The following is a 25,729-nucleotide window of genomic DNA, read 5'->3' on the forward strand; positions in this document are numbered from 1 at the left end:
TGGTAGCACTTACGCTGCCATAACGTTGTTAAAAAGGAGGCATCACATGGCCAGTTCACAACAAACAACCGCTAAAACCAGCACTATTGGTAATGGTTCTTTAAATGCGCCGGTTACCGAGCGGGCTTCAGAAGTCGCGCATCATGCGGTAGATAGTATGGCGATCAAAGCATCTGCAGCTGAGGATACGCTGCGTAAAACTGCAGCAACCTCGAAAGAGGCTATCTCGCACAAGCAGGAAGAGATTAAACAGCAACTGCAAAGTAGTTACAGCAAAACGCGTTCTCTGGCAGAGCAAAACCCGCTGGCAACAGCTGGTATCGCTTTCGTCGCCGGTATGCTGGTAACCACTTTACTGCGTCGTCGGTAAGGCTTTTACCATGCAATGCAAGGAAGCCGCACAAGCGACGGCTCAGGCACCCGGAACTGGACCGGGTGCGGCTCAGCCTGAAACAGATAAAACTGTGTTGCAAAATGCGGTAAATCAGATTTCAGAAATGACCGCATTGAGCTGGTCGGTATCTGAACGTTATGCTGAGCAAATCAAGTTATCCGGGCAAACAGCAAAAGCTGAGTTGAAGTTAACAGGACGAAGCCTGACTGTCGCCGCCGGCCTGATTGTCTGCCTTGGTGCAGGCATGGTACTGATGTGGTTCAGTCTGCTGTTAGCGCTGGGGTATGTGATTTTTCACTTTTCCGGCTCACTGCTGTTAAGTTCTGCAGTTTTGATTGTGTTGCAGCTTGCTGTGCTGTACTGGTGCTGGCGCAGCCTTGATTATGTGTTATCGCAAGTTGGCTTTGGTGAGACCTGGCGCCAACTGAAACGTTTGCTGCTAAAAGCTGAAGGAGCATCTGATGCTGATTGATAAATTGCTTCGCCACCGACGGTTGGAGGTGGAACGTTTGGCTAAGGAAGGTCACCAGCGGCAAAAATTGCTACAGGCGGAAAGTTGGTTGCTGCAGCAGCGGGCAAAAACCTTTATTGGCTCAGCGCCGGGACTGACGTTGAGCTTCAGCGCAGGTGTATTGTTTCAGTTGCGGCATAACAGTGCGGTTAAAACCTTGCGCAGTGTTATTGGCCTGCGCTGGTTAAGGTCATTGCTGTAAGCCGGCAGGATCTGATGGCAGCCTATTCCGCTCAGCAGCGCCGCTATGCTTCTACTGTTGCCATGAAACTGATGGCGCTACTGGCGTTATGTTACACATTCTACTTCTGCCGGGGGTTGATTCTGCCCCTGATGATTGCAGCATTTTTTGCGCTTTTCGCCGCGCCAGCTGTCAGGCTGCTGGGAAAATGCTATCTGCCAAAACCTTTAGCCGCAGCGTTGATCATCATGTTAATGCTGACGCTGGCGGGTGCTGGCATCAGTCTGCTGTATGAACCCGCTGCCCAGTGGCTGGAACGTTTACCCCTGCTGGGGTCTCGCTTAGCTGAGCAGGTGGAAGATGTTACCGCTTCTATTGACGTGCTGAAAGACAGTGTGGCGCCGGGCAAGTCTACTACCGAGTCGATAAAGTCGGCGGTAAGCAGCGGTATTATGCCGTTACTGTCTGTATTGGCACAAACCACAGCGATTATGCTGTTTCAGCTTGCTGCTGTGGTGATGTTTACCTATTTCTTTCTGGTATTTGGTGATGCGTTGCTGCGCAATATGGTGCGGGCGCTACCATCGCTGCATGCCAAAAAAAACCTGCTGTCTACCTTTCATGCGGTGCAGGATGACATGTCACACTATGTGCTTGTCGTCAGCACAATTAATGTTGGGCTAGGGCTGGCGACTGCCTTGGCGATGTTTCTATTGGATGTGCCTGATCCGCTGCTGTGGGGGACTCTGGCAACGTTGCTCAACTTTGCACCTTATGTTGGCCCTTTGGTACTAACCGTACTGCTGACCGGGGTGGGCTACTTTGAATATCAGCAAACGGGGCAGATCCTAACGCTGCCGGGTGTGTTTTTATTGCTCAATGTGATCGAATCACAGCTTATTACCCCTCTGGCGTTGGGCCGGCGTTTTAATATGAACCCACTGGTGCTGGTGATTTGGATGTTTATCTGGGGCTGGATCTGGGGTGTTGTCGGCGTACTTATCGCGATTCCGCTATTGGTTTGCCTGAAGATTATAGCGCTGCACTTACCTGAAACACCCAGCTGGCTGGTGGTGCTGGATGCGACGACGACAGACAAAACGACCCTGCCTGATTTGCGTGAATCATAACCTCCTTTTGGCATCACCTTGTTGTCACCTTGCACTCTCTTTTTGTTTAATTGGCAATGTTTATTCAGATAACTCGCGCAAAGCCAGAAAGCAAGGGCACGGCATGTCCGCCTCAAAAGCCAATTTCCGCTGCACAAGATATCAAGCGGCCAGGTGCTGATATAGCTTTCACCTCTTAGCGACATTTTAGTCACAATGGCTTTGTTAACCTGCCTGCGTTTTATCAAAACTTACAGCGGATGGTTGGAGGAAAACATATGAGCAGGCAATTGGGGCAGGTATCGTGGGGTCATGTCGGAGGGATAGCAATATGAGCCGGCAGTTAAGACAACTCAAGTGGCTGATGCTATCGGCGTTGCTGTTGAGCTGGCCGCTTTTTGGCCAGGCGGCAGAAGCGCCCGGTGCGCTGACTATCATCGTCAAAGATCAAAATATTGACCGGCCACTGTCAGACGTACAAATCACACTAACCGAACGCGAAACGTCGGTCACGCAAACCTTAACCAGCGATACACAGGGCCGAATCGTGGTAGAGCAGCTTGGCCCGGGGCTTTATTCTGTCAACCTGAGCAAAAGCGGTTTTGCGTCGGTGTATGAGCCCAGCGTGCGGGTGGTGACGCGCAAAAATATTAAGATAGCTTTCGAGTTAAAGCCGCAAGCCATTGAAGTCGTAGAAGTCAGGGCGCAGCAAGCTGCCACTTTTGCGTCGGGCTCCAGCACCTATCTGGACAGAGAAACGCTGCGCAGTGCTGTCGGCGGTGGTGCAGATCCGCTGCTCTCCCTGGACGGCTTACCCGGCCTGGCGTCTGCCAGTGAATTTGCCAGCTTTAGCGTACGTGGCCGTGGGCCAAGAGATAACCTGATATTTGTCGATGACTTTCCGTTTGATAAAGCGGTGCACTTTGATGCTACCCTGGGCGAAGAGGAAGATGTCGGCGGTGGTGGCCGGTTTTCGATCTTCGCACCTAATGTCATAAGTGGCGCGGAATTCTCTCCCGGTGGCTGGGGCGCGGCCTATGGTGGCCGGGCCGCATCGCTACTCAAATTAGACGTTGCCGACGGCAACCCCAGCCCGTCGGCCAGTTTACGGCTTGACCTGGCCGGGTATGAAGTAGGGTACGACGGCCCGGCCGGTATCACGGATGATGCTACTATGCTGGTATCTGCGCGCCGGCTGGACTTCGGCGCCTTGTTTGAAACCATTGACGAGCTGGACATTGGCGACCCGGTGTTAAGGGATGTTATTGTAAAGTCGGTGATCCCGGTAAACCAAAACCACACTGTTGAAATTTTACTGGTTGATACGCAGGAAGATTATATCCGCGATGTCACGCACGTGTTCGCCTCGCCCAATTTTGAAGATGCCGCGCTGCTGGATTTTAAACAGGACAGCGATTTATACGGCATGACACTGCGCTCATTAATCGGTGACAAAGCGGTGCTGACCAATAAGCTGTACTATCGCAAAAGCGACAAGCTGAGTAGCGAGGGCGAGGCCTTTCCTGATCAGGTACCTGAAGGCTCGCCGGCATCCAGTTTCCCGGTTCGGGAAGACATTATAACCATCGCTGAAGATGAAACCGAGATTGGCTGGCGCAGTGATTACGAGACGGTGAATCAGTGGGGGCTGTTCAGTGCCGGTGTGCGCTTAACACAGATTGAGCTGGACTACAGCACGGTGTTAGACGGCGACTGGATCCGCTTTGTTTATGACGACGATGATTTCAGGGCAGACCCACAGCAACGTTATATTGTGCTTACGCCTGATAGTATTAATTCGGCATTAAAGCAGAAAGAAACCAGCTATGCCGGTTATGTGGAACAGGTGTTTCAGTTTGGTGACTGGGATGTTGGCACCGGCTTACGGCTTGAGCGCGATGGCTTTGCCGATGAGGGCGTGGTTGCGCCCAGGTTTAGCGTGAACTGGCAGCCAGGTAAGAAAGTCAGGTACTTTGCCAGCGCCGGGCTTTATCACCAGTCGCCACGTTATTTAGAGCTTGCCGCCAACGCATCGAACAAGCTCAAGATGGAAAAAATCAGCCATAGCAGCATCGGGTTTAAATACTTCCCCAACAGCAACTGGTCGCTGTTAACTGAGGCCTATTATCAGAGCCTGGACGATCTGGTGTTCGACCTTGACCGTGCCAGCGGTACCTTTGCCAATATCGGTGATGGCAGCTCATACGGCGTCGATATCGTGGTTAACGGCACTATTTTTGAAGGACTGTACGCCAGCGCTACCTATTCTTACAACGATGCGGTAGTTGACCGCAAAGACGGCCGGGGCGATGTCGCCGCAGAATTTAACCGCAAGCATGTTGCAACGCTGGGCCTGACCTGGGAAATCAGCGACCGCTGGAAAGTCGCGGCACGTTATAAATACCTTTCCGGAGCGCCAGATGATACCTTTGTTATTCACGCAGACGTATTGGGCCCGGGACAGCCGCTACGGTACTCAAAAGAGATCACTGAACGTAATGTCGGCCGCAAAGACAGTTCCGGCATCCTGAACGTTCGCGTTGACTACCGGCGCGCCTTTGGCCCGATTGATATCACTGCCTTTTTGGATGTGATTAACGTGACGTCTGCCTCGTCCAGCGATGATACCGAGTTTGACTATCGCCGCGGTGTGCTGGTGCAGGACGACAGTGAAGCCGAACCGTTAATTGGTTTGCGGCTGGACTATGCGTGGTAGAGGTCCAGGGAAGTGGCCAGGTAAGGGGAACAATATATGGTGCACGCACTTGGGGTAGCGCCGGTCAGGCTGCTGGTTGTCGAAGATAACCGCGACATTTGCGACAACATTGCCGGCTATCTGGAAAAGCATAGTTATGTGCTGGATTTTGCCTATGACGGCATCAGCGCGATGTACCTGGCGTTAACCCAGCCGTTCGACGTTATTGTGCTGGACCTGATGTTGCCGGGCATGGATGGCCTGAGTTTCTGCCACAAGCTGCGAACTGAAGCCAAAGTTGAAACGCCGGTGCTGATGCTGACCGCGCGCGACACGCTGGACGACAAACTAAAAGGCTTTGCTGCCGGCGCCGATGATTATCTGATCAAGCCATTTGCCCTGCAGGAACTGCATGCGCGGCTGCAGGCGCTGTACAAGCGCAGCCATGGCAAAACCGACAACCTGCTAACGGTGGCGGATCTGACGCTGAACAAATCTACACTGCAGGTGCACCGGGCAGGCCAACGGGTCGAGATAAACCCGGCCTGTCTGAAACTGCTGCAGCGCCTGATGGAGCAGGCGCCATCTGTGGTGATGCGTGATGAGCTGGAAACTTTGTTATGGGCAGACGAGCGGCCAGATGGTGATGCACTGCGCTCGCATATGTATAAGCTGCGCCAGGCGATTGACCGGCCGTTTGACCGCCCGCTGGTGCATACCGTGCATCGCATTGGCTACCGCATTGCAGAGGATACCGAGTAAAAATGTACCGCCACAGTTTACGTAAGCGTGTCGCCATTGCTTTTGCCATCTGCGTTGCGGTACTTAGCATTGTCTGGGGCTTTGCCTTTTTCGCAGCTGTCAGGCTGAGTGAAGATCGGGTGCTGACCCAACAGCTGCAGCAGGCAGCGCAAAGCTATCCTGTAATACCGGCTAACCTGCGCGGTTACGACACTGTTGCCAGCTTGCCGCCATCGTTGCAGGCGTGGGCGCAGACAAACCCCGCAGCGGGGATTTACGAATTTGAAGCGCAAGAGCTGCATGTGGCGGTGATCAGTACCGACACAGCACAGCCCGCCTTTGTGGTGTTCGACGTCGCCGGTATAGAGGCTGCTTCGTCTGAAGACTGGTGGTTGCTGCTGGTGATCAGCGCTGTGGTTGGTACCCTGGGCGTACTGGGTTTTGGCCTTGGCGTGCTGGTAATGCGCCGGGCGGTCGCCCCTGTGGTACAGCTGGCTAAAGCGGTGGCTGACATCGACGTTGAACATATATCAACCGAAGATTATAAGCGCATCGGCTCAAACCGCTTTGGCGATGACGAGGTTGGGGTACTGGCCGGTACCATTGAAAAAACGCTGGAGCGGATCAGCGCTTTTGTTGCCAGAGAGCGCTATTTTACCAGCTCTGCCAGCCATGAGCTGCGCACACCCATCACGGTTATTACCGGCGCGCTTGAGCTATTGGAGCAAAGTGAGCTGTCAAGCAGCGATGCAAAAGCGCTGGATAGGGTACGTCGTGCCACGCTGGATATGCAAACCACCATTGAAATGTTTTTATGCCTGGCCCGCGAAACCGACGACGGTTTGTATCACCAGCAGTTTTTGCTGATGCCGGTGGTTAGCAACGCGGTGGAGCTGCAGCGCCACCTGTTAAGCCGCAAACAGGTCAGTGTTGATATAGATCAGGGCGCAAACCCCAGCGTCTACGGCCACCCGCAGGCATTTGCTATAGCAGTGAATAATCTGGTACGAAACGCCTTTGAACACACGCTTACCGGCCAGGGGCCTATTACCATCCGTATTGATGAGCGCGAATTGTTAGTTACCAATCAGTTAAGTAGTGAGGCAGATGAACAGCACGCCGCAGCCGACGCTGTATCTCACGGCTATGGTTTGGGGCTGGGTATAGTAGAGCGCCTGTGCGAGCGCAACGGCTGGTCGTTTTCACTGCGCGCAGATGAAAAACGTGTAATAGCCCGTCTTTCATGGTGAAGACGGGGCTCGTTGCGTTGAAGATATAATTAATACCAACTGACTTGCAGGCAATACTCCCTGCAATCAGCTTCTGGTGATCGAGGCTCCACCGTCAACTAAAGACGCTGTTCCTGTAACAAAAGATGCGTCATCAGATGCCAGATAAAGCACAGAACGGGCAAGCTCTTCAGGTGTCGCTACCCGCTTTAACGCATGTAGCTGGGTAATGTAAGACTGAGATGCCTCATCGTCATTCATACTTCGGTACATTGGGGTATCGACAGCGCCTGGCAGTACAGCATTAACCCGAATATTTTGTGGCCCATACTCTGCGGCTAATGCCTGGGTTAAACCAATCAACCCAGCTTTGCTGGCAGCGTAGGCCGCCACCCCCGGAAAAGCAAAACTGTAACCGACAAAAGTCGACGTAAAAATGATCGAGCCAGCGCCTTGTTTCAGCATTTCAGGGATCTGATGCTTAGCACCCAAAAAAGCACTGGTCAGGTTGGTTTGTACTGTGTCAGCGAAGCCCTGTGCGGACACGTCTGTACTGGCGCCCATTTCACCTAAGGTACCTGCATTGTTATAGGCAATATCCAAACGGCCATACTGACTGATAGCTACAGCGACCAGGGCTTTAGCATACTGCTCTGACATAACGTCGCCAGCCAGAGCGACAGCATCGCCGCCTGCCGCTTTTATTTCTGCTACCAGGTTAATTAATTCGCTTTCACGGCGAGCACCGGCTACCACTTTTGCACCCTCGCGGGCAAACAGTAAAGCAGTTGCTTTGCCGATGCCTGAACTGGCTCCTGTTACTATTGCTACTTTTCCGGCTAATCTTTGCATTATGTTCCCCTGAGTTTTAGTTAAACAACATCATCTGACGTTAGGGGCGCTACTATAATGAATAGCTTTTAGTTGATGAAGAAGGCAAATATAAAGGTATTATTCATCTTTTATGAATTTAGCAGGCGGACATGGACAGGCTCAGAGCATACGAAATTTTTATGACAGTGGTGACTAAAGGTAGCTTTAGTAAAGCTGCTGACCTTTTGGATACATCACCCGCAAATGTAACCCGTTATATAAATGATCTTGAGACCTATTTGGGTTGCAGACTGTTGAATCGCAGTTCGCGTAAATTGTCACTGACAGAGAGTGGCGAAGCACTGTTCGAACGTTGTAAGTCGATATTGGCAGATGTGGCAGAAACGGAAGCGCTGGTATCGTCTAACTCTGTTAAGCCACGCGGGCGCTTACGGATAAACGCACCGTTAAGTTTTGGTATTTTGCATCTGGCGCCGTTATGGCCAGAGTTTATCCGCCGTTATCCAGAGTTGGAGCTGGATATTTCACTGATCGATCGGGTGGTCGACATTGTTGAAGAAGGGTACGACTTAGTGATCCGTATCTCCCGTGCCGGTTCTGTTAACCATGCAGCGCGTAAACTGGCCAGTTCGCATAACGTTTTATGTGCCTCTCCGGTGTATTTGCAGCAACATGGCTTACCTCAGACACCGGAAGACTTAAAAGAGCACGAATGCATCACTTACACCTATTCCGGTGATGAATGGAGTTTTATCGACAACAGCGGCAAACTCCATCAGGTAAAAGTAAAAGGCAAGGTGCACACTAACAATGGTGATACGGCGCGCGCCATGGCGCTTTGTGGGGCAGGTATTATCTGGCAGCCTACATTCTTGATAGGCCCTGATTTAGCCTCCGGAGCTTTAGTGGCCTTACTGCCTGACTACAAATTACCTGACATCGATGTACTGGCCATGTATCCGAGCCGGCGCCATTTAAGTGTTAAAGTCAGGATGATGATCGACTTTCTGGTAGAAGCGTTTGCCGGAACTGCCCCGTGGGATAAAGCAACAGATGATAAAAAAGTAAGCTAACGCAGCCTGGCTAAGCCCGGGATAGCAAAAAATGCGTTAGGGTTTTAATTCGCTAATAGCCTGGTAGGTATTTACTTAAACAGCAGAAAAATCAGGGCCTGTTTTTCAGGCCCTGCCATTTTATAATTGGCTCATACCACCATCAGCAATCAATTCGGTGCCGACAATAAAGGCTGAGTCTGACGAAGACATAAACAGCACTGTTTTGGCCAGCTCTTCAGAGGTACCAAAACGGTTCAGCGGAATTTGCTCCTGAATAGCCTTTGCCATCTGCTCCAGCTGTGCAGATTCCATCCCTAAACGGCCGTACAGCGGTGTGCTAACCTGGCCTGGGCTAACCACATTCACCCGTACACCCAGCGGCAACAGTTCTGCAGACAGTGTTTTCGCAAAAGAAATCAGCGCGGCTTTACTGGCAGCATACACAGAAGAAGAGGGCATACCAATATGGGCATTAATAGAGCCGTTTAATACGATGGCGGCATCGCGATTTAGTAATGGCGTTAATGCCTGTATCGTAAAGAACGCACCTTTAACATTGACGTTAAAGGTTTGATCCCACAACGCTTCGTCTATATCCGGCAGCGGGGCAAACTTCGCAATGCCGGCGTTTAAGAAAATAGCATCCAGTTTAATGCCCAGTTCTGTCAGCGTACTGGCAAGCTTGCCAGCAGCTTTAATATCACCCTGATCGTTTTGCAAAGCGACAGTGTTGGCGCCAATCAGTTGTTTGGCCTGTTCCAATGTTGCCTGATCGCGGCCGGTGATCACTACACGGGCGCCTTCCTGAGCATATTGAATGGCGGTTGCCAAACCAATGCCGCTGTTGCCACCTGTCACTAACACTGTCTTGTTGGTAAATCTGTTCATAAATAACTCCGGTTCTGTTGGGTTTGGCTGTCGCGTCTACTGTTGTGCACCGCGCAGCATGCTAAAAAAATCTACCCTACATGCGATGAGTAACTTAGGTCACAAGGCTAACTCGTAGGCAGTGAGTGAAATATAAGCAGTCAGCATTTCTTAAACAAACCCCAAAGTATTGATGGTTGATTCAGCTTTTATGAACGATATAAGAATATGCAGAGCATCAGGCAATCCTGGAATCCGGTTTACCAAGTTTTTAAAATCAGTAGGTTGGGTTTTCTAGATATGAGTTTTTTCAGCAGTGAAGATGACAATTTTGTTCTTCTTACACGTATCTTTGTATGTAAATTCATATCCGAAGCGCTTCGCGGCAACTAAAGAAGTCAAACTATAGAGGCAGTACAATATTGCAGATATATACATCCCTCAATCAGATAGACTTTGGATAAGGAAGCTTACATAGAGATGAGCTCAAGAATATAACGAATATCTACTTTGCAATATTTTCAGATATTCGATTTATTGAGCCCCTCCAAAAGTACCCCTTTTCGGCAGGTTAAATTCAGAGCTCTAATATATAGAAAGACAATTTCTATTTCTCTATATTGTTCAAGGGCTTAATAAATGGCGACAATCTATCAGCCGAATTTCCCACCCTTTCCAGCTTTGGATATCGAAGTGTGCCTTTGTAATCTATGGTTACAATGCGTCGTTGTCCATCTTGCTCAACTTCTAACATAATCGGTGTTAGGTGAGCGTCTCGTACCGCATTGATAATTACCTCTCGGCTATAAGGCTTGCCTGCAACACTCAGTATTCTTGTGTACGGAGACAGCCCCGACAAAAACGCAGGACTTTGCCAGCTAACGTTGGCTATATTGCCATCCTCTCTGACTGAAAAGCCTACCGAATATGACAAATCTGTGACTTCGTTATCTTTTTCATTTTGGAGATATGTCTCAGTTGGTTTGCTTCTATAAGTCAAAACCCAGCCAAGTTTCTGCAATGCGTCTAAAGGATTTGAGTCATATCCATCAAGTTTGTGGTAGAAAAACTCTTTCCAGTTATACGACGCAATGCTCATAAGCTCAGAACATAACGATTCAAATGTATATGTTTTCTTCGTGCCTGTTTGTGCGAAAAATGAACGGGAAAAGTCATCTAGGCCTCTCTTGCCTGCTGTTTGAGAACGGATGATACCTTCAACTTCCAGCCACAAAAGAACTCCTTCACGGTAGTAGTCTTTATAGCGCTGCCAGTCTCTCCAAGGAACTCGTTTTCGCATCATAAAAGAGGGATAATTAACATCATCAGACAGAGGACGCCATGATCTTCCAGGACGATTGGACATTTCAGCAGCATCTAGTGCTAACATATCTAAGGTTTCTTGCTTAGAACGGAGTCCAGAACGAGCGGCAAGCACGCGTCCCCACATCTCGGTTTGACCTTCATAAACCCATAAAAGGCTAGTTTCTTGTCTTTCATTTGGTGTTGGAACCCATAAATCAGCAGGAATAAGAGATAGCCCATTCCAGGCATGAACCAGCTCATGGGGAATGATGTCTCGATTAATCAGTTGGTGTTCCCATTCAGTAAAAAATACTGATGACCCCATAATCTCACTCGATGTTGCGTGCTCGCTGCCACCGCTGTATCCGTCATCTGACAGCCTCACTATGAAATCGTAACGTTGTAACTGTTTAGGTCTGAAAATTAGTAGCGTTTGTTCTACCATTTTTTTCAGCTCCTCGATTCGACTTTTTGGTACTACTGTGTCTGATGCGCGCTGCGCTATGATGTTAAAAAAAACCACCGGATTTTTAGATGAAAGCTCAATACGATTGACGTGCCGTGCACTATAGAAAGGAGTATCTAGCAACGTTTCAAGCGAGGTCTTTGATATCTTTATCCTATGATTCGCTAGTGTATTATGCTGAAGCGATGATATTGTTTGCAGTCCAGGTGGGATATTGATTTCAATATTGTATATCAAGTTGCTAGCATGCCAGCCAGCAGGATACATAATGATTTTCTGCCATTGTATATTAACTAAGTCAGGTATTAATTCATCAGATCCAGAAATTATTTGATAGGACACATCTAATGATTTTATTCCATCAGGCACATTTATATGGAATGCATGTGGGTTGCTAGTAGCTCTATACCATTTCAGCCTTTGCTCATCAGCTTTAATAATCAAGCCTGCAAGATTTGCGACATTTAAACTTGGACCATGGCTAGCTGTTTCTGTTCTTGGATAGAGAAGTGTCAAAATACCTGCTTTCTGAACAGGGATTTTTTGGTTAACCCAGAATATTTTTCTGGAAATATCAGTTGCATCTATATCTAACTCAATGACGCCAATAAAATCTTTGTCGACCGGGTTTGGAACGTCAAGATGCCGAATTTGCTTGATTGTCCTGTGGGCATAACTCGAGTCAACCAGATTTCCAACTGTAGGTAAATTTGGTTCCGTTTTATCTACACGTATTATCTCAGCATTAGAACTACAAAATGTTACAACAGAAAGAAATATCGATAAGACAAAAATTTTGGTGGTTTTCATTTAAAGAATCGCTTCTATGACATTAATATAGGGAGGTCATAATTTAAGTTTGGTATCCAGTTCAATGCTAGTTGAATTTAACCCGGAATATCGCCCCTCCTCTTGTAGACGTACGAATTGAAATATGACCGTTGTGCTTTAAAATCACCTGTTGAACAAGATTAAGACCAAGGCCGCTTCCAGTATTTCTCGGTTTAAGTCGATGGAAAGGTTCAAATACTCTCTCGTGTGCCTCTTCTGGAATTCCTGGACCGTCATCATCTACTTCGAAACCACTTTCGACTATTCTGATTATGACATTTTTGCCACCATGTTCGATCGCATTCTGAACTAGATTAGTTATTACACGTTCAATAGCACCATGATCTCCTCGTATAAAACACTTTGAAGATACGAAGAGCTCTATCGAACAACCTAGCTCCACTAGCAATGGCGCGATATCTGCTGCGACATCACGCACTAACTCACTTAGGTTAATTTCATTTCTACAATTGACCATTTCCAAACGTTGTAGATCTAATAATTGTTCAGAAATATTGGCAAGCCTGACAACATCGTGAATAAAGTCTCGACTAGCTTGATTATCTGAAGCTTCTAACTTTGCCCGTAATATTGCAATAGGAGTTCGAAGCTCATGGGCTGCTGAGGCAATAAATCGTTTTTGACTCTCATAACTTTCTTCAAATCGTTCCAAGGCTTCGTTTACAGCGCGAACAAGCGGAAGTATTTCGACAGGTACCCGATTTTCACTGAGCCGACTTCCTTGCTGCATTACGTCAATTTGTTGAGCTTGTTTAGCAATTGCAGATACGCCGGATAGTGTTTTTCTTACAAGAAAAGGCGTCAGAACAAGTGAAATCAATGTAAATGCAACGAAAATTGGTATAAAAAAAGCGCTTGAAGCAAAAAACACTGTCAAACTCAGTTGATATAGTTTGCCATGTCCCAGAATGGTGAGAACACCAATTTTCGATTTCTCTTGTCTAATTACTGCAGACAAATTGTATGGCGATGAACGATCCCTAATCTGCGCGTAAGAAAGCTTGCTTAGATTACCGCGCAAAGATTTGTACTCAGAGGGAACCTGACCGAATTCAACGTGCTGCCCGGCTTCATCCTCAACAACAAACCACAATGTTGGTGTTTCGCTGAGCAGATTTTTTAACTCAGGTGTTATTCTAATGGTCAAACTTCCATCATCAACACGTATGATTGAGCTTGCAATGACTGGGGTAATGGATTCATCTGTGTAGTTACCACCACTATCTAAACGCAAAGCGTAGGCTACCAGAACTATAAAAAACAAAAAAAGAACGGTAAGTTGGAGAAGTAAAGGGAAGGTAATTAACGTTCCTTTCAAGGAAGGGTTTTTGTTTTTCATATCGCGGCTCTCAGAAAATATCCAATACCCCGGATCGCATGTATTTCAATGCCTGCTTTAGCCTTGGTAAGCTTACGCCGTAATCTTGATACGTGAGAATCAAGAGTGTTGGATTGCACATCATCGTCAAACCCATATACTGCCCGTTCAAGTGACTCCCTAAGTAACACTCTTCCGCGGCGCTTCATTAGCGCGGCAAGGACTCTTAGCTCACGGCGGGTTAGTTGCAGTCTCTTTCCATCCACAGTAGCTTCGTCGTTCGATAAATCGAACACGAGTTGTCCGGCGTGAATCTCTGCTACTTCTTGAGTATTAGGGCGTCTTCGAACCGCTCTGATACGCGCTAACATTTCCTCCAATGCAAACGGTTTAACAAGATAATCATCAGCACCTTCATCTAGACCCTCTATACGGTCGTTGATTTCTCCTCTCGCACTTAAAACAATAATTGGTAAACCCGGATGATTTGTCCTTATTTCTGAAACCAACAACAGCCCATCACCATCTGGCAATGTGCGGTCTAGGAGGATGAGTTCATATGATCCAAAGGGCAATACTTCACGTGCGAACTTTATTTCGGTGACATGGTCAACGACAAAGCAATCGCGCTCTAAAACACGTTTTAGAGTGAGCGCTAGACTTACCTCATCCTCTATTAGCAGAATTTTCATTTATTACCCATAAGAGTCTATATAAAACGTATTGAGTAAGCATGCATTAGGTAGTGGCCAAGAACTAGCACTAAACTAATGCAGCTAAATCATATTTATACATTTATTTATTCCTAGATTTATGCGTGATTTTGTAACCGAACAAAATCCAGCAAGTTAATATGAGTAGGGAGTAATCGACTGAATCGCTGTTACAGGATTTATTTGTCTATGACAAGATAAACCCTATAACAGTGGTCATATTCCATGACACAGGGCGAGTCTCAATCAGCTCAAATAGATTATTACATTAGCAACTGCGTTTAGTTATCGGCAGTCCCTTGGTTTTTCGCCCCGTTTACGTTCTTTTTCAGCTTCACGCTCACAGCCAAGTCGACGTACTGTTTCTGTATTGTTCCTTGTAGTTTCAGATAAAGCACGCTGCATCTCAGCTGCTTTAAGTGCAGCGTTATCACGCCGTTCTTGCTGTTTTAACATGCATTCTGCATATTCTTTTGAGCCGAGTACTGTGCCAAAGTCAAGACAGGTTTGACTATCGTTTTGCCGGGCAAGGCGCTCGCGTTCCTGTGCGGATTGACAAGCGCTAAGCGTTACTATCGCCATGAAACCAACCAGTAATGAGCTTGACCTTACCACAGCTCGTGCATTCAAATTTCGCATAAGTTCTCCTTGTAAACTCGATTGTTGCTCGTTGAAACATCTAAAGGATAAAACACGAACATTGCCTGAACATGGTCTGTACTCAATTAGTTTTTTACGGTCCACTGTTATGTGCAACTGCTTTGCCATTCAAGCAAGATTTTCTCACTGCTAGATTTGGATTCCAGAATTATCTGACGCTCAACACTGTTGATCTTTTTTTAAGCAAAAACTTGCCTTTTTACTGTATGGCGCATAGTATGTGTTGCATGGTGTGTACTGCACAGTATGTGCTGCACAGTATAAGGGAGAACGTATGACTACTGCACAACTAGACAAAATGCGGCTTGAGCTGCGCCGGGGCGTGCTGGTGCTTGCCGTACTGGGCTCGCTTAAGCAGCCGCACTATGGCTATTCATTGCGCAAGCAGTTGCAGGATGGCGGCATCGACATTGACGAAGGCACGCTGTACCCGTTGATCCGCCGCCTGGCTGATCAAGGCTTACTGGACAGCGAATGGCGACAAGGCGAGGGGCGCGAGCGGCGTTATTATCAGCTATCAGAGCTGGGCAGCACATTGCTGACGCAGCTGACAGATGAATGGCAACACCTTAACTCAGCACTGGCAATACTGCTGAGTGATACCAAAGAGGAGCAACAATAATGGAACTGGTAAAACGTTATATTGCTGCGGTGCAGCGTGAATTACCCGATACCAAGCGTGACGAGATAGGCCGTGAGTTAAATGCCAATATCATGGATCAGCTGGACGCACTGCAAGAACAAAAAGGCCAGCTGACGGAGTTTGATATCGCTGCGGTGTTAAAACAAATGGGCCACCCGCGCGCCGTTGCTGAACAGTTTGCTCCGCCACAGCCGCTGATCAGCCAAAGCTATATGCGGTTATACAAACACACCTTATTTATGGTGCTGGGCATACTGTTTTTACTGCAGGTTGTTGATAGCACGTCTGCCTGGCTTAGCAGCCAGATGGGGCTGATTGGCTATTTACATAGCCTGGCCAGTGGTTTTATCGAGGATGTGGTGCTGGCTTTTACCAGTATCACGGTCGCATTCTGGCTGATGTCGCGCTACAGCCCGGCTCAGGATCGCCAGTGCAAGCAAAACTGGCAGCCGGAGCTATTACCCGAAGCAGGCCCGGGATGGCAGCATATACCGTTGCAGGATATTTTTACTGATTTGGCAACCTATCTGTTTTTGCTGATCGTGATTTGGCACCCGCTATGGCTGTCGGCAGAGCAACTGGAAGCGAGCCGGTTTCTGCTGACCGACAGTGCGCATCAATTGTTGAAATGGGCCAGCCCATTGCCACTTCTGGGCATTGCTAATAGCCTTTGGCAGCTGCGGCAGCGGTTATGGAATAAGCAAATGCTGATTGCCAATGTGCTGCTGAATGCTGCTTTTGGCATCGCCATATTGCTGCTGGCAACAGTGGATCCTTTGTTAAATCTTGACCCGGGTGCCTGGCAACGTGTGTTTGAGCTGCATCAGCTGGAACGTGCCGCAGAAACCAGTTTAGTGATTACAGCCATGTTCCCGCTGTGGGAAGTGCTGCGTGATATCTTACGGCTACGAAAAAGATAAGTTTCAGACCCTGGCTGGCTCGTACCCGGGCCAGCATTGTGGAGCGGGCGATGGGAATCGAACCCACGGCTCTAGCTTGGGAAGCTAGGGTATTACCATTATACGACGCCCGCATCAGTTACTGCGCTACGTTACTGTAGCGCGGTAAAGCACGCAACCGGCTGGCATAAATTTTTTTCTGGCCTGGCGTAAAACACGCTAAAGCGTTTTTAGTTCATCGTTTAAACGGTCTATCTCAGCATCAACTGCTCTGACATCCGTATCATACTGTACTGCTATTGCCGCCATTTCTTCTGACAGGCTGTCTTCCCATACTGCACCTGCCAGATTATTGTTGGCAGAACGTTTAGCGCTTTTCAGTTTTGCTATTTTGTTATCGCGCTGGCTTTGCAGCCTGGCCTTATCCGATTTCAACCGGTTGATGGCAATACGTAAATCCCGCTTTTTTATCGATTCACTTAGCCGGTCCATCGTCGCCTGGGCTTCTTCTGCCGACTTGTTAGTTTGTGGCTGTGATGTGCTGCTAAGCTGTTCTGTGGTGTATTCTGTGATCTGTGCATCGTGGTTGCACGGAATTTGACTGTAAGTTATGACACCTTCAATATCACACTTATATACGTTTGCAGAAGCCAGAGCAGAAAAGGCCGTGGCAAGGATTAGACAAGAGGTCATTTTCATTTTGATAACCAATAAGATAAATTAAACGCCATTAATATTATACAAATAGGTACAAAATTTCATCCATCGCTGCATTTAAATGCCGGATGTTTTTCTGTCAGCCTGGCAAGACAGCGTTACTGTTTAGCTGCCGATGCCACTGCCGTAAAAACTGCCATGACAAACGAAAGGAGACTATGAGGCGCATTATTTTAGCTTGTTTGCTGTTGCTGCCGACCGCTGTGGTGGCGCTACCGCAGTTTAGTCAGCAAGAATGCCAAAAACTAAATGCCGAGCGGCGGGAGATCCGCCTGCAATTACGCCAGCCTTACACGGCGGTGCAAGGTAAGCAGTTGCAGGCGCGTGAGCAGGAGTTGCTGCGGCTGTTAAAAGCCCATTGCCGCCAGCCAGTGAAAGTGCCGCCAGCGCCAGCCGCGGCTGTTATTGGGTTGGCGCGGGCGTGACAGTAAAACGGGTCAGGCCAATCAGTTGCTCGGATTCTGTCACCACTTTAACCTGCCAGTGGCCTTCAGCATTGGCCGGGAAATTTTGTTTATGAGTCCAGGCGCGGTAGCCTTGTTCCCTCCCGCCACTGATATCCAGCAAGATGCGATCAACCACTTTGCCGTTTTGTAGCCAGACATGGTAAATCTTTTCGTTTAGCCCGCGCGGTGCTTTGACAGCCGTAAAGCTAAACAGCCCCTGGCGGTGCAATGTGGCTGCATCCAGCTGCTTTATGCCGGGGCCGGGTTTACGTTGCTGGTAATCCACTTCGTGTGACAAGGCGACAGTGGTTAAACGCAATGCTGCCGGCGGCACATAGCTGCGCAGCTGCCATAAACCGGCGCACAGTGCAGCCAGTAACAACATCGTTACCGGCATACGCCACCAGTAGCCGTTTGGCAGCAGGGTGCCCAGGCTTGGGAAGCTCAGTATCACGGCGATCGCCATGGCGGTGGCTAAACTCTCACTGGTGGTCAGTTGCAGCAGTATCGGCAAGATCACCAGCAGTACAACGAACAATGAAAAAGCATGAAACACCACAAATAAGGTGCGCCGGGGGGCCAGCTTTTTGTAGTACAGCGGATCGATAAGCGAGATTAATGCACACAGCATAATCAGTGCCGTGAAAACAGCCTGGCCGTGGTTCCAGCTGGTGACGGCAAGAAAAAATGGCAAGGCAAAAAACAGACTTTCCTGGTGCACCATTTGCAACACAAACCGTACCAGCGTGGGCGACAAAGTGATGCCAAAACGTTGCTCGATACGCTCGCGTAACCAGTTATCCAGTAGCAGCCATAACCAGCTGACCAGCAGAAATAGTGCAATTAACTGTGCCAGTGATTCTTTGCGGTCAACCAGCACATAACTGGCAATGCCCGAGGCAAAGGCCAGCACTGCCATCAGGCCGGGGTAACGTTGTAGCTGCTCGGCCAGTTGTAGCAGCAGGTTTTTGGCGGAAATCTGTTTTTTCAGCAAAAGCATGATAAGGGCAGGGCCTTGTCTTACAGCATGTATATAGATGACGTCAGCTTATCAGAGCTGCGCAGCCATCACTATCGGTAATACCGACTTTATGACAGCTGCAGCAGGCTATGCGCTTCAGGGCGCGCTGACTAAACCTCTTGCCGCCATCAGTGCGGCAATTTCCGGCAGGCTGGCCGGGTCATCTATCGTTGACGGCACGCTGTACTTACTGCCATCGGCTATCTGTCGCAATAACTTGCGCAAAATTTTACCCGAGCGGGTTTTAGGTAGCCGCTGCACAATAATGGCTTGTTTAAAGCACGCCAGGGCACCTATTTCTTGCCGTACCATCGCCACCAGCTCTGCCTGCAGTATGGTTTCATCCACCTCGACGCCATTTTTAATCAGTACCAGTGCCAGCGGTTGCTGGCCTTTAACCGGTTCGGGAATACCGATCACGCAGCACTCGGCAATGGCCGGGTGGCTGGCAACAATTTGCTCCATTTCGCCGGTTGATAAACGATGCCCGGCAACGTTTATTACGTCATCGGTGCGGCCCATGACAAACAGATAACCGTCTTCATCGATATAACCGCCATCGCCGCTGGCATAGTAACCACTGAAGCTACGCAGGTAACCATCAACAAAGCGTTCATCGTTTCCCCAGATAGTGGTTAAGCAGCCTGGCGGCAAGGGCAACTTCAGCGCGATATAGCCCTGCTCGTTAGGCCGCAGTATTTTGCCGCTTTCATTGAGGATCTGCACATTAAAACCGGGCACCGGCATACAGGACGATCCGGGCTTGGCACTGAATTGGGTTAAACCGGTCGGGTTAGCCGCAATGGGCCAGCCGGTTTCGGTTTGCCACCAGTGGTCAATCACCGGTTTATGCAGTTTTTCGACCACCCATTGATACGTCGCAGGGTCCAGCCGTTCGCCGGCCATAAAAATGCTGCGCAGCTGCGATAAATCGTAGTGTTGTAATGCCGCGTGCGGATCTTCTTTACGGATAGCCCGAAACGCGGTCGGCGCGGCAAACAGAATATTGACGCCGTATTCAGCGCATACGCGCCAGAATGCGCCGGCATCGGGCGTAAATACCGGTTTGCCTTCATATAAAATGCTGGTGCAACCTGCGATCAACGGGCCGTATACGATGTAAGAATGGCCGACGACCCAGCCAACATCAGATGCCGCCCAGAATACATCACCGGCTTTGGCGTTATACACCGCCTGCATACTGTAATTGAGGGCTACGGCGTGACCACCGTTGTCGCGCACTACGCCTTTGGGTTTGCCGGTAGTGCCGGATGTGTACAGAATGTATAGCGGATCGGTGGCTTTAACCGGCACGCAAGCGGCTGACTCCGCTTTGGCTACGGCCTGTTGCCAGTCCAGATCGCGGCCGGTTTGCATGTCGGCCTGCAGTTGCGGCCGCTGGTAAATAACGCAGTAATCCGGTTTGTGGTGTGCTTTGTTTATCGCCTCATCCAGCAAGGGCTTGTAAGCAATTAACTTGTTCACCTCAATACCACAGGACGCGCTGACCACAACTTTGGGCTGGGCGTCGTCAATACGCAGTGCCAGTTCATGCGCGGAAAAACCACCAAATACGACTGAATGCACGGCACCTAAGCGGGCAACGGCCAGCATGGCTATCGCAGCTTGTGGGATCATCGGCATGTAAATCACCACCCGGTCGCCCTTTTGCACGCCAAGAGCTTTCAGTACGCCGGCAAACTGTGCCACAGCATCGCGCAGTTCGCGGTAACTGAAGCGCTGCTTATTGCCTGTTACCGGGGAATCATAAATCAGCGCGGCCTGTTCGCCGCGGCCTTGCTCAATATGATGATCCAATGCCAGATAAGCAGTATTCAAAACGCCGTCGCTGAACCACTGGTAATGATCTTCATCTTGCTGTGTTAATACGGCATTGGGTGTTTTATACCAGCTAAGTGCAGCAGCTTGCTGCTGCCAGAATGCTTCAGCTGTCGTGCTGGCTTGCTGGTAGTGTTGCTGATACAGGTTGTCAGAAGTGTTTGCCATATAGATGCATCCTCGCGTCGATAACGGTTAATGGCTTTGTCTTACTGTAGCTAAAAACCTGTGTTAACGAACTTAGACTTAAGGTGCATAGACTTTAGGCGTATATCGCAGCTATTTTTGCGGTTACCAACAGCAGTGGGGTTCTAACCTTGTAACACGGCTAGGGTTATGGTCTGATCGCATTATGCTGAATTAACAAAGGCCGCTGATGGCAATTCAAATCTCTAACGCTGTGGCGCTGAACGACGCTGAACTGGAGTGGCAGTTTATCCGCTCCAGTGGGGCGGGCGGGCAGCATGTGAATAAAGTCTCTACTGCAGCACAGCTGATCTTTGATATTAATGCGTCCAGTTTGCCGGCGTTTTATAAAGAGCGGTTGTTGGCAAAAGCTGATCACCGTATTACGCAAAGTGGCAAGATTATTATCAAGTGCCAGCAAAGCCGTAGCCAGGAAATGAACCGTGAGCAGGCCTTAGCGCAGTTTATTGAACTGGTGCAGTCGGCAGCAAAGGTGGCGAAAAAGCGTGTTGCCACTAAAGCCACTTACGGCAGCCAGCAGCGCAGGCTGGAAAAGAAAAAACAGCGCGGTGCCACCAAGGCGCTGCGTCAGCAGAAGCCGGATAGCTAGAGCCGTTAACCAGCTGGATATCGTGCCAGTATTGCCTGGCTTTGCTGGCGCATTTCGTCAATTAATTCAACCGGTGTCAGCACGGTAGCGCTGTTACCCAGGCTGAGCAGCCAACTGGCCAGGCTGCGCCAGTCGCTGCAGTTTAGTGTCAGTAGTACAGTATCTGCCTGATAAACTTCGCCACTGACACCTTGCCACCATTCACGTTTTGCGCGGTCTGCTGCTGCCGGCGTAAAGCTGACTGTGGCTTGCAAAGGCGCGTCGGGCATGCTCTGGCGGATAAAATCGCGGGCGTTAAAATTATCGCGGCTTGCCACACTATCTGGCAGCAGTTTCAGCTGGCTGATGCGGTCGGTACGAAAATCCCGGTAGGCGCTGCGAAGCCGGCACCAGGCAATAAAATGCCAGCGGCCAAGATAATAGATTAACCCAGCGGGTTCGGCCAGGCGCTCGCTCTGGCTTAAATCGGCCTTTTGGTAACAAAACTGTACCAGCTGGCGCCGTGCAATAGCTTGTTGCAGTAAGCTCAGATCGGCCTGCATCGGCGGGGCACTGGTGGGTGTTGCCATCGCATCGGCTAAATGCTCAAGCCGGCTTTTACTTTCGGCCGGCAGCACGGCTTTAACCTTATCGAGCGCACTCTGCATCAGTTGCAGGTAGCTTTGGCTGGTCATGCGCTGGGCCAGCATCAGGCCGGTGCTTAGGGCCATTGCTTCCTGTTCGGAGAAGTTGACCGGCGGCAGCAAATAGCCTTTCATCAACCGGTAGCCTAAGCCCGCTTCTGCCATGACCGGTACGCCAGCCTCCGCTATCGCGGCCAGATCGCGGTATATAGTGCGGACACTTAAACCAAAATGTTCGGCCATCATCTCTGCGGTACAATAGCGGCGGCTTTGCAGATACAAAATAATGGCTAGCAGCCGGTCTACCCGGTTCACCTGATATTGCTCCTGGTCTGTACTATCAACCGGCTTATTTTGCCATCTTGCAGCGCAAATACATACTGGCAATCATCGGCGTCATTTGCCGCTTTGTGCCAGCGGGTTTGCAGATAAAACTCGCCAAAATGGCGACGCACGGCGGTAATTTCCAGGGTGTGATCAGCAGGTTGCAGCTGTTGCCAGCGGCAAATAGCCGCATGCCCGACCCAAATCTGATCCTGTGCCAATATGACGGCTTCGGGATCGAAAAACGATACTATGGCTGCGGTATCGTGGCGGTTGTGTGCCTGAATAAATTGTGCGATGGCAGGTTCCAACTGGTGCATGATGCTGTCCTCCGAACGTTGACGGCATCATTCTGAGCTGTACTACTGACAACCCTATGTCAGTAGTACAGCAAATTTTTGCTTATTTATCAGTACCGGTTCCGGTATCAATGTCAGGCTGTCAGATACGCTGTTATCGCGGCTTACAGCATTCTGGCGCGGATACTTTTGCCTTTAATCTTGCCCTGTTGCAGCAGTTGCAGCGCCAGTTTCACTTTACTGCGTTTTACCGCCACAAAGCTCCAGATGTCGTGCAGCTGAATTTTGCCCATGTCGTCGTTGGTTAACTGTTTGCTGGCGGTTAACGCGCCGACGATATCACCGGCGCGGATTTTATGTTTTTTGCCACCATCGAGCTGCAGGGTGGCCATGGTTGGTTTGGCTGGTGTCAGTGCCGCGTTGGCCGGCGGTAGTTGTTCTGGTGTAATCGCTATACCAAGGCCGTCTTCCAGTGTCACTAACTTACCGGCATCGCTGGCGGTAAATAGACTTAACGCAATACCACTCTGGCCGGCGCGACCGGTGCGGCCAATGCGATGAGTATGGGTATCGGCATCATGTGCCAGCTGATAGTTAAATACCGCATCTACGCTGCTGATATCCAGGCCCCGTGCAGCCACATCAGTAGCCACCAAAATACAGGCACTGCCGTTGGCAAATTGCACTAAGGTCTGATCACGATCTTTTTGCTCCATATCGCCATGCAGCGCCAGTACACTAAAACCAAAAGCGTGTATGGCATCAGCGACATCCTGCGTTTCGCGTTTGGTATTACAAAACACCATGCTGCTCTGGCCCTGATAGTTCAGCAGTAACTGGTGCAGTACATCTAAGCGCGCATTGTTGTCTGTCACCTGGAAAAACAGCTGCTCAATACTGCTTGCAGTATGCTGTTGCTCTACAGTGATCTGAACCGGTGCAGTAAGTAAACGCTCACTGAGTTTGGCGATAGCATCCGGGTAAGTTGCGCTGAACAGCAAGGTTTGCCGCTGGGCCGGTGCTTTGGCGATTACAGCATCAAGATCGGCACTAAAGCCCATTTCCAGCATGCGGTCTGCTTCATCCAGCACCAGTGTGGTTAAATCAACCAGGCTTAAACGGCCTTTTTCCAGATGATCAATGACCCGCCCCGGAGTGCCGACAATAATGTGGGCGCCGTGTTCTAGCGATCCTATTTGCGGGCCAATCGGTACACCGCCACACAGCGTAAGAATTTTAATATTGTGAATACTGCGCGCCAGTTTGCGCAGTTCTGCTGCGACCTGATCGGCCAGTTCCCGGGTAGGGCACAATACCAGGCTTTGTACGCGAAAGTACTTCACATCCAGTTTAGCCAGCAAACCAAGGCCAAAGGCGGCGGTTTTGCCTGAACCGGTTTTGGCACGGGCAATAACGTCTTTGCCTGCCATTATTTCAGGTAAGGCCCGGGCCTGAATATCGGTCATGTTGTTGTAGCCAAGGTCGGCCAGATTGCCCAGTAACGCTGCAGGTAAATCGAGGGTAGAAAATGCTGTGTTGCTCATTGGCGCTCCGCAAAATTGAATACTGCGGGCCTGAGCCTGCAAAAGGGGCGGCATTGTAGCAGAATGCTGTGGCTTTGCACCTTTCACTGCTGAAAAAAACAGCTAGTGTTTATCTACGGTAGTCGGACAGTTCGGCCGAATCGGTATACCCACACCAACACGCCGTAAACGCATCCGTGGGGGCTCCTCTCAGCCCGTCCAGGGCTGAGACGGTTGGTTTAGGGTATACCGATTCTGCTTCAGCTGAAATTAAGGCCTCGCTACTTTAGTTTCGCTTTTCATTTTGCGGGCATTAAATCCAGCAATGCGACGACTGTCGCCTCGACACCTTTGGTTACCGCATGTTCGGGGCTGATTTTAAACAGCGGGCTGTGATGGCTGGGTACAGCCGGGCCGCCGGCTTTTTCCGCTGCAAAGTCAGCCGCTGGCGTACCGCCTACCGCAAAGTAAGTGCTGGGAATATACGGCTCAGTGGTAAAAAACGGGAAATCCTCAGCACCCATACCTAAGCGCTTATAGTTTTCGTCAAATACCGGTTGGCCCATACTGGCAGTCCAGGCCTTTTTCAGCCGTTTGGTCAGTGGTATATCGTTAACGGTGGGTGGGGTCGGTTCATCGCTGATACGCACTTCCGGCAGTTTATCTTCCGGTAAGCCCGCTGCCCGGCCCATGTTCTCGGCAACCCGTTTAATCGCCGCCATTAAATACTCGCGGGTTTCCCAGTTGTCATTACGCACCGTCAGCTGTAAATGCGCTTTATCAGAGATAATGTTGTGTTTGGTACCACTATGAAAAGCGCCAACGGTAATAAGCGCCGGTTCTTTCGGGGCAATTTCACGGCTGACAATAGTCTGCAGCGCCAGCACAATTTGCGAACCTAACACTATGGGGTCTTTACCGCGATGCGGGCTGGCGCCATGGGCTCCCACACCATGAATAATAATGTCGACGCTGTCTACGCCGGAATAAGGCGAGCCCTCTACCGCCACAATCTTACCGGCTTCAATTTCCGACGATACATGAAAGGCCAGTGCATAATCGGGCTGGCCAAAGCGGCCCCAGATATTATCTTCCATCATGCCTTTAGCGCCGCCAACCCGTTCTTCCGCCGGCTGGCCAACCAGCATCAGGGTGCCGGACCATTTGTCTTTCATCGCTGCCATCCGCCGTGCTGTACCTACCAAACTGGTAATGTGTACATCATGACCACAGGCATGCATGACATGCACTTCATTACCGTCCCAGTCGGTCTGTTTGGCTTTAGATGCATAGGGCAAGCCGGACTTTTCTTCCACCGGTAAGCCATCCATGTCTGCCCGCATCATCACCAAAGGCCCTGGGCCGTTTTTCAGCATAGCGACCACGCCGGTTTTACCGACGCCTTCGGTTACCTCAAACCCTGCAGCACGTAGCTCTTTGGCGAGGCGTTTTGCCGTTTGGGTTTCCATGTGGGAAAGCTCAGGGTGTTGGTGGAAGTGGGTAAACAGTGCGCCAAGATGCTGCTGATAGTCTTGCTGGATCTGATCAGATAAAGGTGTCGCAGCCGCAGAAAGGCTACCCAGAGTGAGTAAAGTGGCGATAAGCGTTTTTTTCATTGTTATTGTGCCCATAGGTTTAAACATTCTGTTTAACCTACCGCTGGCGTTTA

At 49.7% G+C, this 25,729-nt stretch carries 25 protein-coding genes and 1 tRNA gene; 12 read left to right on the top strand and 14 right to left on the bottom strand.

The window, feature by feature from the left end; translation table 11 throughout:
• Window positions 1–46 precede the first annotated feature (46 nt).
• From AC5SV9_RS15295 to AC5SV9_RS15325, 7 genes are all read left to right on the top strand, one after another.
• Window positions 47–370 (top strand): DUF883 domain-containing protein, encoded by a 324-nt coding sequence (locus AC5SV9_RS15295; RefSeq protein ID WP_475150882.1) that lies wholly within the window; start codon window positions 47–49, stop codon window positions 368–370.
• A 10-nt stretch (window positions 371–380) separates the two neighbouring features.
• Entirely contained in the window at window positions 381–866 is a 486-nt protein-coding gene (locus AC5SV9_RS15300; RefSeq protein ID WP_475150880.1) for a hypothetical protein, read from the top strand.
• The gene (locus AC5SV9_RS15305) at window positions 856–1,107 is read left to right on the top strand and encodes a hypothetical protein (protein WP_475150878.1); all 252 of its coding nucleotides are present in this window, start codon (window positions 856–858) and stop codon (window positions 1,105–1,107) included. Before AC5SV9_RS15300 ends, AC5SV9_RS15305 begins: the two co-directional genes overlap by 11 nt.
• A gap of 14 nt (window positions 1,108–1,121) precedes the next feature.
• Window positions 1,122–2,216: an AI-2E family transporter gene (locus AC5SV9_RS15310; RefSeq protein ID WP_475150876.1), complete on the top strand. Its 1,095-nt coding sequence runs from the start codon at window positions 1,122–1,124 to the stop codon at window positions 2,214–2,216.
• Between the two features lie 310 nt (window positions 2,217–2,526).
• Window positions 2,527–4,911 (top strand): TonB-dependent receptor, encoded by a 2,385-nt coding sequence (locus AC5SV9_RS15315; RefSeq protein WP_475150874.1) that lies wholly within the window; start codon window positions 2,527–2,529, stop codon window positions 4,909–4,911.
• A 36-nt stretch (window positions 4,912–4,947) separates the two neighbouring features.
• A complete protein-coding gene (locus AC5SV9_RS15320) occupies window positions 4,948–5,652 on the top strand; it encodes a response regulator transcription factor (protein ID WP_475150873.1) in 705 nt (234 codons plus the stop codon).
• A 2-nt stretch (window positions 5,653–5,654) separates the two neighbouring features.
• The gene (locus AC5SV9_RS15325; protein WP_475150870.1) at window positions 5,655–6,881 is read left to right on the top strand and encodes a sensor histidine kinase; all 1,227 of its coding nucleotides are present in this window, start codon (window positions 5,655–5,657) and stop codon (window positions 6,879–6,881) included.
• 66 nt (window positions 6,882–6,947) lie between these two features.
• On the opposite strand, the gene AC5SV9_RS15330 is transcribed toward AC5SV9_RS15325, so the two are convergent.
• Complete coding sequence (locus AC5SV9_RS15330) at window positions 6,948–7,712, bottom strand: SDR family oxidoreductase (protein ID WP_475150868.1); 765 nt, start codon at window positions 7,710–7,712, stop codon at window positions 6,948–6,950.
• Window positions 7,713–7,843: 131 nt separating this feature from the next.
• Between AC5SV9_RS15330 and AC5SV9_RS15335 the strand changes: the two genes are divergently transcribed.
• Window positions 7,844–8,767 (top strand): LysR family transcriptional regulator, encoded by a 924-nt coding sequence (locus tag AC5SV9_RS15335; RefSeq protein WP_475150866.1) that lies wholly within the window; start codon window positions 7,844–7,846, stop codon window positions 8,765–8,767.
• A 120-nt stretch (window positions 8,768–8,887) separates the two neighbouring features.
• On the opposite strand, the gene AC5SV9_RS15340 is transcribed toward AC5SV9_RS15335, so the two are convergent.
• The 5 genes from AC5SV9_RS15340 to AC5SV9_RS15360 form a co-directional block, all read right to left on the bottom strand.
• Window positions 8,888–9,637, bottom strand: coding sequence for an SDR family oxidoreductase (locus tag AC5SV9_RS15340; RefSeq protein ID WP_475150864.1), 750 nt, complete (start codon window positions 9,635–9,637; stop codon window positions 8,888–8,890).
• A 586-nt stretch (window positions 9,638–10,223) separates the two neighbouring features.
• The gene (locus AC5SV9_RS15345; protein WP_475150862.1) at window positions 10,224–12,197 is read right to left on the bottom strand and encodes a M61 family metallopeptidase; all 1,974 of its coding nucleotides are present in this window, start codon (window positions 12,195–12,197) and stop codon (window positions 10,224–10,226) included.
• Window positions 12,198–12,264: 67 nt separating this feature from the next.
• A complete protein-coding gene (locus tag AC5SV9_RS15350; RefSeq protein ID WP_475150861.1) occupies window positions 12,265–13,578 on the bottom strand; it encodes a sensor histidine kinase in 1,314 nt (437 codons plus the stop codon).
• Window positions 13,575–14,249 carry a response regulator gene (locus AC5SV9_RS15355; RefSeq protein WP_475150859.1) on the bottom strand — a complete coding sequence of 225 codons (675 nt, stop codon included), beginning with the start codon at window positions 14,247–14,249 and terminating at the stop codon, window positions 13,575–13,577. The genes AC5SV9_RS15350 and AC5SV9_RS15355 overlap by 4 nt, the downstream gene beginning before the upstream one ends.
• Window positions 14,250–14,555: 306 nt before the next feature.
• On the bottom strand, window positions 14,556–15,038 hold the full coding sequence (locus AC5SV9_RS15360) for a hypothetical protein (RefSeq protein ID WP_475150858.1): 483 nt from the start codon (window positions 15,036–15,038) through the stop codon (window positions 14,556–14,558).
• A gap of 166 nt (window positions 15,039–15,204) precedes the next feature.
• Here AC5SV9_RS15360 and AC5SV9_RS15365 point away from each other — a divergent pair, with 166 nt between their 5' ends.
• Window positions 15,205–15,552: a PadR family transcriptional regulator gene (locus AC5SV9_RS15365; protein WP_475150856.1), complete on the top strand. Its 348-nt coding sequence runs from the start codon at window positions 15,205–15,207 to the stop codon at window positions 15,550–15,552.
• On the top strand, window positions 15,552–16,493 hold the full coding sequence (locus AC5SV9_RS15370) for an HAAS signaling domain-containing protein (protein WP_475150855.1): 942 nt from the start codon (window positions 15,552–15,554) through the stop codon (window positions 16,491–16,493). Before AC5SV9_RS15365 ends, AC5SV9_RS15370 begins: the two co-directional genes overlap by 1 nt.
• A gap of 39 nt (window positions 16,494–16,532) precedes the next feature.
• On the opposite strand, the gene AC5SV9_RS15375 is transcribed toward AC5SV9_RS15370, so the two are convergent.
• Both AC5SV9_RS15375 and AC5SV9_RS15380 read right to left on the bottom strand, forming a co-directional pair.
• Window positions 16,533–16,606, bottom strand: a tRNA-Gly gene (locus AC5SV9_RS15375).
• Window positions 16,607–16,691: 85 nt separating this feature from the next.
• Window positions 16,692–17,171 (bottom strand): DUF4124 domain-containing protein, encoded by a 480-nt coding sequence (locus tag AC5SV9_RS15380; RefSeq protein ID WP_475150852.1) that lies wholly within the window; start codon window positions 17,169–17,171, stop codon window positions 16,692–16,694.
• Window positions 17,172–17,347: 176 nt separating this feature from the next.
• Between AC5SV9_RS15380 and AC5SV9_RS15385 the strand changes: the two genes are divergently transcribed.
• Entirely contained in the window at window positions 17,348–17,614 is a 267-nt protein-coding gene (locus AC5SV9_RS15385) for a hypothetical protein (protein WP_475150850.1), read from the top strand.
• On the opposite strand, the gene AC5SV9_RS15390 is transcribed toward AC5SV9_RS15385, so the two are convergent.
• Together AC5SV9_RS15390 and AC5SV9_RS15395 are read right to left on the bottom strand one after the other, a co-directional pair.
• Window positions 17,592–18,635, bottom strand: coding sequence for a DUF5924 family protein (locus AC5SV9_RS15390; RefSeq protein WP_475150848.1), 1,044 nt, complete (start codon window positions 18,633–18,635; stop codon window positions 17,592–17,594). The two genes, AC5SV9_RS15385 and AC5SV9_RS15390, sit on opposite strands and share 23 nt — an antisense overlap.
• 117 nt (window positions 18,636–18,752) lie before the next feature.
• Entirely contained in the window at window positions 18,753–20,663 is a 1,911-nt protein-coding gene (locus tag AC5SV9_RS15395) for a propionyl-CoA synthetase (RefSeq protein ID WP_475150845.1), read from the bottom strand.
• A gap of 208 nt (window positions 20,664–20,871) precedes the next feature.
• Here AC5SV9_RS15395 and arfB point away from each other — a divergent pair, with 208 nt between their 5' ends.
• Window positions 20,872–21,291: an alternative ribosome rescue aminoacyl-tRNA hydrolase ArfB gene (gene arfB, locus AC5SV9_RS15400; protein ID WP_475150844.1), complete on the top strand. Its 420-nt coding sequence runs from the start codon at window positions 20,872–20,874 to the stop codon at window positions 21,289–21,291.
• Window positions 21,292–21,296: 5 nt separating this feature from the next.
• Here arfB and AC5SV9_RS15405 read toward each other — a convergent pair whose 3' ends face one another.
• From AC5SV9_RS15405 to AC5SV9_RS15420, 4 genes are all read right to left on the bottom strand, one after another.
• Window positions 21,297–22,229, bottom strand: a complete 933-nt coding sequence (locus AC5SV9_RS15405; RefSeq protein ID WP_475150842.1) for a helix-turn-helix transcriptional regulator — start codon at window positions 22,227–22,229, stop codon at window positions 21,297–21,299.
• Window positions 22,226–22,558 carry a Cif family virulence factor gene (locus AC5SV9_RS15410; RefSeq protein WP_475150839.1) on the bottom strand — a complete coding sequence of 111 codons (333 nt, stop codon included), beginning with the start codon at window positions 22,556–22,558 and terminating at the stop codon, window positions 22,226–22,228. Before AC5SV9_RS15410 ends, AC5SV9_RS15405 begins: the two co-directional genes overlap by 4 nt.
• A 143-nt stretch (window positions 22,559–22,701) precedes the next feature.
• Complete coding sequence (gene dbpA, locus AC5SV9_RS15415) at window positions 22,702–24,081, bottom strand: ATP-dependent RNA helicase DbpA (RefSeq protein ID WP_475150837.1); 1,380 nt, start codon at window positions 24,079–24,081, stop codon at window positions 22,702–22,704.
• Window positions 24,082–24,359: 278 nt separating this feature from the next.
• Window positions 24,360–25,676 carry an amidohydrolase gene (locus AC5SV9_RS15420; RefSeq protein ID WP_475150835.1) on the bottom strand — a complete coding sequence of 439 codons (1,317 nt, stop codon included), beginning with the start codon at window positions 25,674–25,676 and terminating at the stop codon, window positions 24,360–24,362.
• Window positions 25,677–25,729: the final 53 nt, after the last annotated feature.

Source organism: Rheinheimera sp. ATLC3 (assembly GCF_059429535.1).